This window comes from Fuerstiella sp. (assembly GCA_022447225.1).
Taxonomy (GTDB): Bacteria; Planctomycetota; Planctomycetia; order Planctomycetales; family Planctomycetaceae; genus S139-18.
Genome location: JAKVAZ010000007.1, coordinates 185,114 through 201,039, shown reverse-complemented (window position 1 = coordinate 201,039; position 15,926 = coordinate 185,114). Strand labels below are relative to the sequence as shown.

The 15,926-nt window shown below is 53.2% G+C and carries 6 protein-coding genes; all 6 read left to right on the top strand.

All coding sequences use genetic code 11. The features are described 5' to 3' along the window. The first annotated feature begins 49 nt into the window (after positions 1-49). Positions 50-2,416 (top strand): VCBS repeat-containing protein, encoded by a 2,367-nt coding sequence (locus tag MK110_08275; GenBank protein MCH2211285.1) that lies wholly within the window; start codon positions 50-52, stop codon positions 2,414-2,416. Positions 2,417-2,620: 204 nt separating this feature from the next. Beyond that, positions 2,621-5,614: a PD-(D/E)XK nuclease family protein gene (locus tag MK110_08270; protein MCH2211284.1), complete on the top strand. Its 2,994-nt coding sequence runs from the start codon at positions 2,621-2,623 to the stop codon at positions 5,612-5,614. A gap of 38 nt (positions 5,615-5,652) precedes the next feature. Then, on the top strand, positions 5,653-8,826 hold the full coding sequence (locus MK110_08265) for a UvrD-helicase domain-containing protein (protein MCH2211283.1): 3,174 nt from the start codon (positions 5,653-5,655) through the stop codon (positions 8,824-8,826). A gap of 288 nt (positions 8,827-9,114) precedes the next feature. After that, a complete protein-coding gene (locus tag MK110_08260) occupies positions 9,115-10,437 on the top strand; it encodes a hypothetical protein (GenBank protein MCH2211282.1) in 1,323 nt (440 codons plus the stop codon). Continuing rightward, positions 10,434-13,019 carry a hypothetical protein gene (locus tag MK110_08255; protein ID MCH2211281.1) on the top strand — a complete coding sequence of 862 codons (2,586 nt, stop codon included), beginning with the start codon at positions 10,434-10,436 and terminating at the stop codon, positions 13,017-13,019. Before MK110_08260 ends, MK110_08255 begins: the two co-directional genes overlap by 4 nt. After that, a complete protein-coding gene (locus MK110_08250) occupies positions 13,016-15,925 on the top strand; it encodes a hypothetical protein (GenBank protein ID MCH2211280.1) in 2,910 nt (969 codons plus the stop codon). Before MK110_08255 ends, MK110_08250 begins: the two co-directional genes overlap by 4 nt. The last annotated feature ends 1 nt before the right edge of the window (position 15,926 follow it).

Here is a 15,926-nt window from a genome sequence, read left to right as displayed (position 1 = left end):
TATTCAGCGGACATTTCCGTATTCTCTGTTTTAGTCAGGACGGCCTGCAGTGATTCATCGCCTTGTGTTTTTCATGGCTGTGTCCGGATTCCTGCTCGTGGCCGGCGTCTCGGGAGCAACCGCCGAAGACACCACAGAGTCCACAAACCTGGCCCAGTTTTACGGGTTCACAGGGGTGGAACTGTTTGAACTCAATAGCCGTGCCGGCAATCTGGTGGCGGGACACTTTAGCCCCGACGACCGCACCGATTTACTACTGGTGGACAATCGCGACAGCTGTCTGAAATTACTGCGGCAGCGTCTTCCTGAAGAACAGGAAGAGCAGGACGTCAGGGGACATGTCAATGACCTGCGATCGGATGGGCGGTTTGAATTTCAGGAAATCCCGGTCGATAAAGAGGTGGCCGGATTAACTTCCGGGGACTTCAATGCCGACGGACGCACCGACATTGCTTATGTCGGAATGCCGGACCGACTGGTGATCCGTTATCAGCACGGTGACACGAAAGCTGACTGGAGTAAATCCTGGTCGGTGAGACTTCCCGAACTGGCAGCAGTCGCGTGGATGGTTTCTGCAGGAGACCTCAATGGTGACGATCGCTGTGATCTGGTCGTACTCGGAAAGACGGCGATGTACATCGTCTACCAGAATGACCGCGGTGAGATGAATTCTCCGCATCGACTGATCAATACATCAGTTCAGTTATCACTGGTGCAGGCAGCAGACATCAACGGTGACGGTCGGGATGATGTCTGTTATATGGCAATCGAAGGAAGTCATCGTGGATTATACGCCAGACTGCAGACCGCTGACGGTCGTCTTGGGCCGGAGCTCAATTTTGATCTGCATCAGCCTCGTTCTGTGACGGTTTGCGATGTCGACACCGAACCCGGGAAGGAAATCCTGACGATTGATCAGCGCACCGGACGACTGGTCATTTCACGCCTGGCAAATCCAAAGCACGCGGATCCGTCGGCTCCGCGCAGTCTGGTACATTTTGGGATCGGCGACGGCAGATCCTCCGGACAAAACCGGGCGATTGCAGTCGGTGATGTTGACGGTGATGGACTCAGTGACGTCGTTGTGACAGATCCCGAAAACGCCCAGGTACTTGTGTTTCGGCAAAGTGGGATCGATGGTCTGGCGCCAGCTGAAATGTTTCCGGGACTGCTGGGTGCGACGGATGCCTGTATGGTTGATATTGACGGTGATGCGCAGCAGGAACTGGTTCTGATGAGCGAACCGGAAAACGTGGTCGCACTCAGTCGATTCCAGGAAGGAAGGCTCACATTTCCCAAACCACTGACACGCGCAAAGAAAAGTCAGTCTCTGTGCGGAATTCAGGTGCTGCAGACAAGCGGTCAGCCAACACTGGCAATTTGCACGAAGTCCGGCGGGCGCAACAGGAAAAATCTGCTCGGTCTCCGTCAGATGTCACTTTCCTCCGAAGGTACTGCCGAATCGATGAATCGTGTGACAGAATTCGAAGCGGCCGGGATTAACGGAAACCCGCCTGTGCATCTCCTAAAAATGGACGCCAATGTCGACGGAAACGAAGATCTGCTGATTGTTCCCCAGGGCGCCGGTTCCGAGGGTGTCATCACGTTTCTAAGTGACAAACACGGACTTTTATCAGAGACTCCGCATCCCCATCGGCTCAGTCTGGGCAAAGGTACTGCCGGGCCACTGTTTGTCCACCATCACCATCTGCTGGTTGGTCGCGGGGCATTTGCCCGTGCCATGAAACTGGAGGACCAGCGTTGGACGGTTGTTGATCAGTTCAATGCCGCTGAAGAAAAGGCACGAATCAGTGGCGCAGTGAGTATGGATTACGACAACGACGGCACGGACGAAATCATACTGATCGATACCGGAATCGATCGCCTTCGGATTCTAAGAAACGAATCCGGACTGTTTCGACCGTGGAGAGAAGTCGAAATGGGATCATTCCGGTTCCGCTCCGCAGTCATCGCTGATTTGAACGGAGATTCTGCCGATGATCTTTTGCTGGTGAGTAACCAGCGGATCAGTGTGATGTATTCCGGAAATACGCAAAGTGAACTGAAAGAGATAGCAACCTGGGAGTCTGCACGTGAGGACGCTTATCCGGCTGATATCATCTCCGGTGATTTCAATGGAGACGACGTGATTGACCTGGCACTCATCGATACCGGAATCGACGGACTTGAACTGCTTCATTTCAGCGAAACAAATGGTCTTCGGGCGGCAACGCACTTCCGTGTGTTTGAAGAAAAGCGACTGGTATCCAGCGCTGACTCGAGAGGCACCGAACCTCGGGAAGGAATCGTAGCTGATGTGACAGGAGACGGTCGAAAAGATCTGGTCCTGCTGTGTCACGATCAACTGATCGTATACCCGCAGGATTCAACTGCCCAAGCCCAAACATCTGAATGAAAGTCTCAACGTACATTCAGGAATTGTTGTTGGCGTTAGGGATATCGTCAGACACTCGTTTAGAAAACTGCAAAGTGTCTGATTTGTTCCCGCTGATCCACAGAAACAGCCTGTGAACTGCAAAGCGACAACACGAATGACAGAATAATCACATCAGCCGGTCGTCAACAGGCCGCTGTACGCCACACATCGAGTGGACCCGATATGGCAGTCAAACGTCACTTTACCGGATGGAAGCAACCGGCTCTGCCGCTGGTTGCTGATTATCTGATCCGCCGATATGCCTCAACCGATGATCTGGACCTGTCAAAGGTCATCCTAGTCTTTCCTGCAAGACGCGCTGCACGCCGAATGCTTGAACTGCTGGTCGAGCGTGCGGAATCCCGGTTTCCTTCTCTGATCCCGCCCCGGATGGTTACGTTCCTGCACTTTCCGGAACTGCTTTATCCGCAACAAAAAAAAATGGCGGATCAGCTCACCCAGCTTCTGGTATGGATGACAGCAATCCGTGCGGTACCACCACAGCAGCTTCATTCGGCAATCGCCACTCTTCCGCCGGAAACATCTCTGCCATCGTGGATTAACCTCTGTGATTCACTGAGGCGACAGCACGATGAACTGGCAGCAGAGGGTCTGGATTTCGATGACGTGTTCCGGATTCTGTCGCGAACCGAACTGACAGAAGAAACTGAACGCTGGAAGGCCCTTCGAAGGATTCAGTCCGAATATCTCATGCGTATGGATGCGCTGCAGTTGTGGGACCGGCAGACCGCTCGACTGATTGCTGTTGATCAGCAGGAATGCACGACGAATCACGACATCATACTGGTTGGAACAGTGGATATGAACGGCATCGTCAGGAAGATGCTGGACCAGGTCTCCGATCGCGTCACGGCACTGGTTTGTGCACCGCAATCCATCGCCGATCACTTCGATCAGTGGGGGTGCCTGGTTGCTGACAAATGGCAGGATCGCGTTGTTCACATTCCCGACGAAACCACGTTGGTAACAGATACACCTCAGGACCAGGCCGACGCTGTTGTGGATCATCTGGCGACACTGAATGGAATCAATCGTGCTGATGAGATCGCTGTCGGGGTCACAGATGACAGTCTGGTACCGGTGATTCTGCAGTCTCTGGCCCTGGCGGGCGTGTCCGGACGCTGGCCGATTGGATCACACCTGCGTGCTTCACGCCCCTGGAGACTCCTGGACGCCGTTGCGTCGCATCTGGCAACAGCAGACGACCGTCAGAGACCCGATTTCCCAAGTCTGACAGATTTGGTGCGCCATTCGGATGTAACTGCATTCATAGAACAGCAACTGCAGAAACAGGGTGTACAGGCGGCCACAAACTGGCTTGCCGAACTCGACAGCTACCGAGCCGACCACCTGCAGCCGGTTCCAGGCCGCACACTGGGACATCATCCCCGGACAAACATCGTTGAATGTATCTGCGCGTCCGTGACACAATTGCTTTCGCAACTTCTGCCGGATCGTCCTTTCACCAAAACGAAGTTGAACCTGCAGGAACAAAATCGAACCGACAGCCCGGTTCACAACTCGCAGTTCAACGATACAGGCGTTCCGGACCCAAACACCGTGCATCGCGGGTTAATGGTTCGTCACCCACTGAGCGACTGGGCAACCGGAACCCTTCGGCTGCTGGATCTGGTCTACGCAGACTATTCGACGGGCGGGGATGATCAGCGCGACGAATCCATGATCGCCTGCATCAATGCCCTGAACGAACTCAACGAAACGCTGCGGCAGATTCCCGCTGAAGTCATACCCGCGTGTACGGCAGCTCAGGCACTTCCGGTACTGCTGATGCAGATCGGAGATCTCAACATCGCATCCGCTCCGAATAACTCTGCGATTGATCTGATGGGATGGCTGGAACTGCCACTCGATGACTGTCCGGTCGTGACCGTAGCGGGATTCAACGAGGGGCGGGTTCCTGAATCAACAAATTCAGACGTGTTTTTGCCGGATACCATTCGGACAAAGCTGGGATTGACCGACAATAAACGTCGCTACGCTCGTGACACCTGGGCACTGGAATCATTACTGAACTGTAGACAACAGGTACGACTGATCGCAGGTCGCCGGGATGTTCAGGGCAATCCACTGGCTCCCAGCAGACTGTGGTTTGCGGGCAACGAGTCCGATGTTCCAGGTCGAGTGCTTCGTTTCTATCAGGAACGCAAATCAGGTTCGACACTGCCTGACGCTCTCCCCGGAGATCCACCGGCCAAATTCAGCACAAGTCGGCAATCCGCCTTCGTCATTCCTGCACCACAACAGACTTCACAACCAACACAGATTCCGGTAACCCATTTTCGTGACTATATCAGCTGTCCGTATCGATATTTACTTCGGCGGGAAATCGGTCTCACATCAATTGAAGACCAGCCGCGAGAGATGGACGGCCGCCTGTTCGGCAATTTACTGCATACTGTGCTGAGTCAGTTCGGGACGGGTGCCACGCGCCATTTCAGCAGCGTTGATCTTATCGAAGAAACGCTTTTGAACAATCTGCATCAGGAGGCTCTGGAACGCTTCGGAAATCAGCTGTCTGCCACTGTGGCCGTACAGCTTCAGATGGCCTCAGAACGTCTGAGAGCATTTGCTGAATGGCAGGCACGACAGGTATCAGATGGCTGGAAAATCAAATTTTGTGAACGCAGTCTGGAATACAACGTGCATGATGCTCTGGGACGTCCTCTGACGATCGTTGGTCGTATCGATCGAATTGATCGGCACAGTCAATCCGGTGAATGGAGAGTACTGGACTACAAAACCAGTGAGAGAGCACAGAATCCGAAATCAACACACCGGAAAAAGGGCGACTGGATCGATCTTCAGCTTCCACTGTATCGACTGCTGATTCGGGAAATGGGTATTGATTCAAACGTGCAGCTGGGTTACGTGAATCTGCCCGGGGATCTCAAGTACATCGGCACCAGCATTGCTGACTGGACTCCGGAAGAACTGAACGGCGCTGAAGAAAAAGCGAAGCAGTTAGCGGCACAAATCGTGGATCTGCAAATCGACCGACTCCAGCCTGTGAATGGAATGTATCAGGACGACCTGACACGAATTTGCCAGGACTCGGTCATTGATCGTCACATTCCCTGGCTGGCCGACTGGTCCGGACGCTCTCAAAGTTCAGTCAACACCAGATCCAGCCACTGAGACAGCTTGTTGATCACCTCAACGGACTCCCCGTTTCTATGCACCAACTGATTCGAGCATCGGCCGGCACCGGAAAAACGTGGAATCTTTCCGGCCATTTCCTCCGACAGCTGTTTGAGGGAGCACGTCCGGAAACCATTCTGGCAACCACGTTCACCCGTAAAGCGGCGGGTGAAATTCTTGGACGTCTGCTGGTGAGACTGGCGGAATCCTGTGTTGACAGTCAGAAATATGATGAGTTGGCGGGTGCAATGTCTCCACTTCAGTTGACTCAGCCGCGAGTTACTGAATTACTGAGTCAACTGACGAGACAGCTGCACCGTCTGCGTGTCTCGACACTCGACAGCTTCTTTCAGCAGATCGCACGCAACCTGACTCTGGAACTCGGCTTACCTCCGGGATGGTCTATTGCCGATGACTTCACCGACACTGTATTGCGCCAGCGGGCAATTGATGCGGTGCTGGCAGAACAGGATACCAAAGACTCTCGCCAGCTCATGCAGATGCTGGCCAGGGGGCGAAGTCGTCGCAGTGTTCGTTCGCTGATTGATGAAGCCGTAGAGGGCTACTATGAACTGTTTCTGCAGACGGATTCCCAGGCGTGGAACCGCATCCCTCAGACAGCCGGTCGGTCAAAACCGGATCTACAGATCTGTATCGATGCGTTGAAGGAAGTTGCGCTGAGCGGCAAACAGCAGCCAAAAACACGAGCAGCTGATCTGCACCGATTTCACGACGGAAACTGGTCCGAATTTCTGACGAAAGGGATCGCGGCAGCCGTATCATCCGGCCGACAACAATTCGGCCGACAGGATCTTTCACCAGAACTGATCTGTGCGTATGAACCGCTTGTGAGACATGCCCGAACTGAAATCCTTAACCAAATCGCACACCACAACCAGGCAGCATGGCGACTGATTCACCGATTCGATACCGCGTATCAACGTTTGCGCCGCGACACTGGTTTCACACGATTCAGTGAAATCACCCGCCTGCTTGCCTGCTCGGGGAACATGATCGAAGGACACCGCGTTAATTATCGACTGGACAGTTCGTTTCGCCATCTGTTGCTGGATGAATTTCAGGACACCTCACTCGATCAGTGGAAAGTCCTGAAGCAACTGATCAAGCCGCTGATCAAATTTACATCCGACAATCCGTCCAGTGTGTTCTGCGTGGGAGATCCAAAGCAGGCGATCTACGGCTGGCGCGGAGGAGATGCTGAAGTCATGGATGAAGTTCAGGCAACGATTCCGGGGATTGCGGCTGAACCATTGAACGAGAGTCGACGATCGGCTCCGGCCGTAATTGAAACCGTCAATCATGTGTTTCAGAAACTGCACCGACACAAGCACCTGGAAGAATATGCCAAAGCCAGCCTTGAATGGAGCGGGAATTATCCGGTCCATTCGACTCACCTTGCCGATTTACCTGGATTTGCGGAGTTGAGAACCGCGCCCCGGACCGGTGATGATTCCGAATCTGACAGAAAGGCTGCTTACAACAATTGGGTTGCGGAACAGATACACAGTATCCATCTGCGGTGCCCTGGTGCGGAAATTGGCGTCCTGATGCGAACCAATAATGGTGTTGCTCAGCTTGTGCATCAACTAACCCAACTTGGTGTCCCTGCGAGTGAAGAAGGCGGAACTCCGCCGACTGACAGTCCCGCCGTGCTTGCTGTCATGTCTCTGCTCTATCTGTCCAGTCATCCCGGTTGCACCGTTTCACGTTACCACGTTGCTCACTCTCCACTCGCCAGAGTCGTAGGTTTCGATCAGTGGCAGGACGATGCTGCGGCAATGGCCACAGCATCCTTCATTCGTGGTCGTCTGCTGGATAACGGTTACGGCGCCACACTCCAGTGGATTATGGAAGCGGTACAAAATGAATGCAGCGATCGTGACAGAATTCGTTTGCAGCAGGTTGTTTCAGAAGCCTGGCAGTTCGATGTGACATCATCCCTCAATCCGGCAGAATTTGTTCAGCATCTGGAGTCCTCAAGATTCAGTCGCAGTGTGCCGTCCCGGGTTCGCGTCATGACGGTTCATCAGAGCAAAGGACTGGAATTCGAAATTGTCGTTGCGCCGGAACTCACCGGCCCATTAGTCAAGGTTCCGGCAGTCGCAGCCGACAGGCCCGGTCGTGCGGCAGCACCGGAAGACGTCTGTGTATGGGTTGACAGGGGATTACGACATTTGTTGCCTCAACAGCTGCAAAACGCAATGGCGCAAACAACTGATGAGATTGTCCGGGGTTCACTGTGCCTGCTTTACGTTACACTGACTCGCGCTGTTCACGCGCTGCATCTGCTTATTCCACCGGAAACGAAGACAACCCGGAAAACTCTGGCCGGAATCCTGGCCGCCGTATTTTCTGACACAGAAGTCCTCGAAGATGATTCACAGATCTGGAAGACCGGAAATGCATCCTGGTTTCATCAGGTCCCTCATACTCAGGTACCGTCCGACCGGAGCAAAACAGAACATCAAACAGCGGATCCTCAGCTGCATTTAGCCACCATGACAGGAGGTCGTCGGCGCGGTCTGGTCCGTCGCACGCCGTCCGAACATAGAACAACCCGCCTGCCACTGACCAGTCACACATTGTCGCCTACCGGCGATTGTTCGGTTGTTGACGGGAAAACCCGTGGAATGCTGATTCACGCATGGTTCGAACGGATTCTCTGGCTGGACTGTGGAGAACCGCTGACACGGAGTCGGTTACGGGAAACCACAACGGATCCGTCAATACAGGCGCTGCATATTGCTGATGCAGCTATCGAAGTACTTTTGACAGAGTTCCTGGAGTTCATTAACCGGACCTCAGCGAAGTCGGTCCTCACACAGGACGCAACACGAAAACGATTCCAGCAAATGCCTGGACTCGCAGAACATTCCCGACTGGACCTTCGGGTGATTCCTGAACGGCCCTTCGTTTACCGTGAACAAGACTGCATTGTTCACGGTAAAATCGATCGACTTGTGATCGCTGAAAATTCAGGAAAAAGACTGGCCGCAGAAATCATCGACTTCAAATCAGATCGGATTGTTGGCGAAATCGACCAGTGGACGGAATCAAAAAAAGAAGACTACGAAAACCAGCTGCGTGAGTATCGTACCGCCGTTACCCGGTGTTTCGGAATTCCGAAAACGTTCATCTCGTCATCACTTCTGTTACTTGAGGCAAACAGATGTGTCGAGGTTAAATGAGACAGCTGAGACATTTTCGCAACATTTGGTTCTCGTTCGTTTACCACCTCGGGAAGATCGCTGAGTACAGTCGACGTTTCATAATGTCACCACTGGATGATGATGTATCAGGTAGTACTGGACGTGGGAGACAGCATCAGGGATACTTCGAAGGCTGCTGGAAGAAATTGGACCACGGTTCTCCGACATATGGAGTTCTGTTGATACAGTTGCTCGTGTGACTCCGGTTGGTTGTGACTGCGGTCGGGTCATCTCTCACAACTAACCATCGACCTTCTGAGCATCCACATGCCTAGTGCCTTTCAACGTCCCACTTCACTGCTCCCGAGGGCCACCTGTCCTCACTGCTGGACCAGGTTTCCTCCTGAAGAGGCTTTGTGGGTTTCGGCTCACCCCGATCTGGATGATGATGAAATCGTCACGCCCCGCGGCCAGCGACGGTTTCTGCCAACTCGACTGAATGAGAATGGCCATGCAATTGACGTCAAAGGGGAGGTTTGTCACCACCTTGCCTGTCCACGATGTCATCTGACAGTTGTCCGCGCCTCTCTGGAATTGAATCCTTTGTTTTTTTCGATCCTGGGTGCTCCGGGATCCGGAAAATCCTACTATCTTGCCGCATCAATCTGGCAGTTGCGAAAGGCGTTCAGTTCCAAATTCCAGATCGCATTTGGTGACGCAGACCCGGCCTCAAATCGAATCGTGAACCAGTACGAAGAGATCCTGTTTCTGAACAACGATCGCAACGCCCCTGTGACGCTGCCGAAAACAGAAAAGGAAGGAGATCTGTACGAATCGGTGGTACTGGGAGGCCGTCCGGTTCTGTTCCCCAGGCCGTTTGTCTTTTCGGTAAAACCGCAGCCACAGCATCCACGATTCAGTCACTTAAAGTCAATGTCTCGTGCTCTGTGTCTTTACGACAATGCCGGCGAACACTTTATGCCGGGGGAAGAATCGTCCAACAATCCGGGAACACAGCATCTGTCCGTGTCGAAAGCACTGCTGTTTCTGTTTGACCCCACCCAGCACCACGAGTTTCGAAACCGATGTTCCGGTACAAGCACCGACCCGCAAATGGGAGAACGTGGCTGGAACTTTCGACAGGATAAAATTCTGCTGGAGGCCGAGAGTAGAATTCGCGCTCAGACGGGCCTGCGTCAGGCAGACCGTGACAGCCGTCCACTGATCATTGTTGTCACAAAGTATGATGCGTGGAATTCGCTAATGGACAGCAGTGATATCCCGCCGGACTATTTTCTGCGCACAACTCGTTCCGGAAAAACGGCCCTTGATATCGACCGTCTGGAACGAATGTCGGCAAAACTCCGCAAACTCATGGCTGAACTTGCGCCCGAGTTTGTAAGTGCAGCAGACGGGTTTTCGAAGGACGTGACGTACATTGCCGCCAGTGCTCTTGGACAGGGCCCCGAACTCATCAAAACCGACGACCGGGAAGAATTCATCGTTCGACCGGCTGACATCAAACCCGTCTGGACAGAAATTCCTCTGCTGTACGCTATTTACCGCACGGTTCCCGGCATGATCATGGCCTATACCGGAAAGAACAGAAACAGTGACCCGCGAAGGCCGAATGGAGGCGGCGGTCTATGAGTCACGAGATCGTGTATACGTCCGCGCCGCAGGGTCTGAAGCCCGGCAGCAAAGGATTTTGTACGGTCGTCAGTACCGATGGAATTGCAGCGAATATTTCTGAGCGACTGGAGATGCTCAGTGGCTACCGACATGCCTTTACACCAGGTGACTGCAAAGCTCCGGTGAATTACTCTCACCTGCATATCAAAGTATCCAGTCAGCGATACTACGTTCTGTCACGGATTTGTGACGCCGGTCTGGACTATTCACAACGATCCAACAAACTGGCGCATCATGTCGCACTGGCACCAAACGAACTTGTGATCGCAGGACCTGCCGCGGTACTCGCACACGACGGATTTTGTGAAAAACGCTGGGACGGGAATGTCAGGACATTGCCGACAGGTCGCCGACCAAATGCAGTATATTCCAAGCCGAGCGTCTGCTCTCAGTGGAAGCGTCTTGCCGGAGACGCCGGATGGGCCGGGGTACTGGCTGACTCAGCCACCCGGACAAAACAAAAACCGGTTTCCGTGATCGTCCCGGTGGGTACCAATTCACTGGTACTGGTGGTTGAAGCGTTGAATCTGATCTCACCGGCCCGCCGCTGGAATGTGACATTCAACACATACTATACAAAGCCGATTGCAGGCAGTGACTGCCTGTGGCGTTTTGTTCTTGATGGCACGAAACAGGCTGCCTCACTAAGACACAGCCCGACAATGCATGTTGTCGACCTGTGTGGAAATCCCGGACCACCACCGGAAACCCCTTTTTCGTCTTCGGCGCGCAGCGGCAGACCAAATGCCAGCTACAGCGATCAATTCAGCGTACCATCGGCAACAGAGAATGAACCCGTTAACAGGATGCTCCCTCGCCGACAGGCTCAGCTAAGTCCTCCGGCAGATACTGAATATACCGAAGCGTCAGGTCAGTACGGGGCGTACAGTCAATATCAGGGCATGCCGGTACCCCCCGAACTGCCGGGCAGACGAATTCCATGGCATCAGCGAAAGATCACCTGGATCCTGACGGCGCTGATGTTGTTGAGCTGCGTCGGCGGACTGGTTGCTGCGGCCTACTACGCAGGACAGAACTCGGTATCAAAAACTCCACCACTCCCGATCGTCCCCGCTGATCGCAACCCGCCAGACGGGAATACGCAATACCCAAAAACAAATGATGTCACCACCTCCCAAACTGCAGCCCCGCCGGAAACTGAAGAGGACACAGGCAATTCCGTGAAGTCCGGTTTCCGGCAACACACAGATCCGAAACCTGCAACGACAAGACAACCGCATTTGAAAATTCGTCGTTCGCTTGGAAGTGACATCAAAGATTCACCAATCGACCCGCTGGCAAAAATTGCCCTGGAAAAGCTCCCAAGCGGATTGATTCCACTGGTAGTGTCAAAAACAGACAACACAGTCAGTAAGTCCCTGCCACTGGATGACTTGACACGCTGCAGTCTTGAAATACTGCTTCCGAATGCAGCAGACAAATCAGCCATCCGCGCACTTCGATTCCAAGAACAGAATAAGACAGCCGGCAATTCTCTGCAGGCATCAGCACGGGTCTGGACAGCAGAGATGGACGCCTCCGGTGGAGGCAAACCAACAGAGATCGGCACATTCACTGTGGATGGCAGCAACTTTGCATACCAATCCACGGGAAGAAATGCGGATCCGCGCGTGACAGTCCTTCACTACAGTCTGCTGAAACTCACGGTTGATGAACGTTCTGAGATCTTTTCATTTCGAGAACCCGAAACAGCTCCGTTGCTGAGAATGCCGGTTGCAGATCAGCACTCATCGGTCGAAATCAGACTGGATCTGCCGGGAGACTTTCATGACGTTGTGGCCACGGCACTACAGTTTGATCTCCGTCACGAAGCCGTAAAAGGATTTGAACTGTCCGGTCTCAGGTTCGACGATTCATTTTTGCTGGCATTCAGTAACAACGGTGCACTGACAGTTGAAACGGCCCCTTCGGAAATGTCCCCTCAGGATCGCGCAAACCTGGGTGTACTTGCCGATGTGAAAGTCAGTCTGTCCGTCATCGAACCTGCCGAAGGTGATGCGGCAGGGCCCCAGTCAGGTCAGATTGTCCTGACTGTGACACCAGCCGTTTATCTAAAACTGCTGAATACTTCCGGCGCACCGGAATTCGCCAAACAATTTCTGGCAGGCAGCCTGGACCTGATCAGCAGTGTTTCTGCAAGTAACTGGAACATGGAAGACATAGCGATCCGGTTGTCGATGGAAGACGTGCGGCAAAAGATCTATCGACGCATCCGCAGAGAAATCAATCACAAACGGACGCATCCCTCGAACCTTGAGATAAACGCCGACAATTTTTTTGACGTACTTCGGAACGAAATTGACGGGTATTACGACACGGATCCTGTCGCCGGCCTGAATCGAAACAAACTGAAGAAGAACGTCGAAATACTCATCAAAACCGTTGAAAATTACGGGAACACTCTGCAGGTCCTCAGCCAGCTCAAACATCAGTTGGAGGAGAAAAAACTGCACGTCCGGGCCTACACCGTCAACGATGGTCAGCCGGTCGATGTCCTCAACACAAAGGCAGTGCCATGAGAGAAATCGAAGCTGTCATCGAGCAGATTCAGTCGGTGCTTGCGTGGGAGCACGATCCGGATCAGGAGTATATGGAAACACTGGTTGCAGACTATTCCCGAAACGTGTCTGTCGCCAACGAACGGCTGCGAACATGCGAGGCGCTGCTGAGCAAAGGACTGCGTACAGAGGCAATCCAACAGTGCGAAACAGAACCCAATCTGCTGGATCTTACAGCCGTTCTGGATTTCCCTGAAATCGAGTTCTGGTCGGACTATGTTTCGCAGTACGAGTTACCGCCGCTTCCCGAATTACTGCTGGAAGTTGCGTCCGATCTTAATGACGCCTATGCGTCAGCGCAACCGGTTTCCGGCCTGCTGAAGCTGCATCGCCTTCATGCTCTGGCACTCAGCCCGTTGTCCGTCAGGATTCAGATTCTGCGGGAACTGGCCAACAAAGACAAAGACAATCCGTTGTGGCTCGAGGACCTGGAAGTCTATGAAGTTGCGCGACAGAATCAGATTGAGTCAGAACTCGAGAATGTTCTGGCGAACAAAAATACAACTCAGGCGGCCGCTCTGGAAGCAGAACTTGCCAGTCGCAAATGGAGCAACCGACCACCGAACGACCTCATCAGAAAAGTTCAGACAGTTCGCGTTCGCCTACAGATGTACGATGCCCGAAAAGAACTCAAAAATGTTGCCGAAGCACTGAATAACGCGTTCCTTGCCCGCGATCTGGACACCGCACGCCATCACGCTCAACGCTGGGAATCACTCATTGCTACGGCCGAAATACAGGAAGGTGAACCGATATTCGAGACAACGGAACTGGCGCTGGAATGGATCACAGAAGAAGAGCAAAAGGAACTGCAGAAAGATGCCTATCAAAACAGTATAACGGCTTTGGAACGCAGCCTCGACCGGGATTCGTCTGTCGACGAACTGGATCGGTCTGCCAAGGCGATTTCTCTGTTTGATCTGGGGATCCCGGAAGAACTGGAAAGGCGGCTGGAAGAGCGTAAAACGCAGATTGGTCGTCAGACGAGTCGCAGGACCGCAATGATTGTCGCAGGAATTGCGGCAACAGCGTTAGTGATTTGTTCAATCCTGTTGTCACTGATGTTGCAGTACCGGCACGGACAAAGCATCCGGAACCATGCTCAGACGCTGCGTCAACTGCTGACTGACGAACACATCGAACAGGCTGAAGAATTCTGCAGTCAGCTCCGTTCAGAATCTCCTGACGTTGCAGAAAGTCCGGAATTACAGCTGTTGTACGGAGAACTGTCGGAGATCCTCAGCACGGCACAGGAACGACGAAATTCATTCCTGAAACTGTTGTCCGCCGCGACGGACCAACTGGGCTCGTCACCCGACTGGGATCGTATCAGTCAGGCAATGGAAGTTCTCAAACGAGCCGAATCGATGGCAAAAGACGACGGAGAACGGAACGAAGTCGAGGAAGCAAGAAACGTATTGGAGAGAGCCCGGCAGCTGGCGCAGTCTGCTGCAGACACTCTGTTTCTGGCAGATCTTGATGCGGTAATGATTCGATTTCAGGAGAGAACGGAGAATGATATGAAGTCCAATCAACTGCTCACGGATGATTTTCGCGGCCTGCAGCGTCGAGCTCATGTGAGTGAAAATCACAAAATTCCGATCACAGCCATTCTTCGTACACTGGGCAATGCCCGGGCAGAACATCAGCGTTCAATGAAAGTCGCTGCTGATCTGAACACAATCACGGCCTCTGTCGGAAATGTGGACCGGTACAGAACTCAGCTTCTGGCATATGTTCGGAACCACTCCGGTACAAAGCGGGCGACTACCTTTCAAAGTGTGATCTCAAGTGAGTCAGATTTGTGGAAAGGACCGGAACTATGGAATCAACTCCGCGATCAGTGGGCATCATTATCACTAAAGGATGTGAATCCGACGACGGCCGGAAACCTGCAACTGGAGTTCGCCAAATTCATGAAAGTGTCAAATGAGTTTCCGGCCGGTCGTAATTTGGCACGTCAGGCGGAGGCACTGAAAGCAGTGAATCTCCGCGTCGGAGATCATGGTGATCTGCAGGAGCAATTGCGTGCTCCACTGGAATTTTATCTGCAACTCCCCTTCATGGTTGCCCAGGGCGACGATCGATATTACTCCGATTCCGAAGAACCCCCGCTGGAAACCGGCGATGTCATCACAATCGTGCCGTTCAGAGACACAACACTAAAGCGTGCTGCTGTAAAGCGTGTGCTCAAAGGTTCTGTCAGCAATAAGCAGGCCGGTCTCAAATTCATCTGGGATGCGCCTCCTGCAGTGTTTGCACGGACGGCACTCAGGGAGCTCGAAACCGTAAACGAACACTGGGAGGAAAGTTTCGGGAAACTGGTCACATTACTCGCTGAAGACCTGGAAATTGATCCAATCGTGAAAATGAAACTACTCCTCAACGTGATGAACGTCGGAGCCCGGGGCAGCCTCTTCTTCCGCGAAGCATTTCAGGAACACATCACGGCCATCGATCAGTTCGAAGGGGGTGACGCCAACTGGATTTGGCCCGCAGGGTCCGGTGCACCCAGCGCACGTATTAATGCACGGGCAATTCTCGGAGAAATGTCCCCGGTGGCTCAGGCCGCCGAAAAAGCAGTTACCATGCGGGACGAAGTCGCAAAATTGAAACCTGGTCCCGTGTATCGCTGGGTCGGCTGGCTTTACAGAAGTCAGGACGACCGCTGGAACTGCTCAACGAACACACGGCTGCAGCCGGCAGATAATGGTGCACTGGTTGTCATGGTGTCTCTGAATAATCAACAACCGCCATCAAGGTTTGCCCCGATTGGATCAGTGGTTGCCGGAACCGTCGCGCTGGATTCATCTGCTGACTCAACAGGATTCATTGAAGGACGCCCCGTCTTCCTGACTGAACAATAGC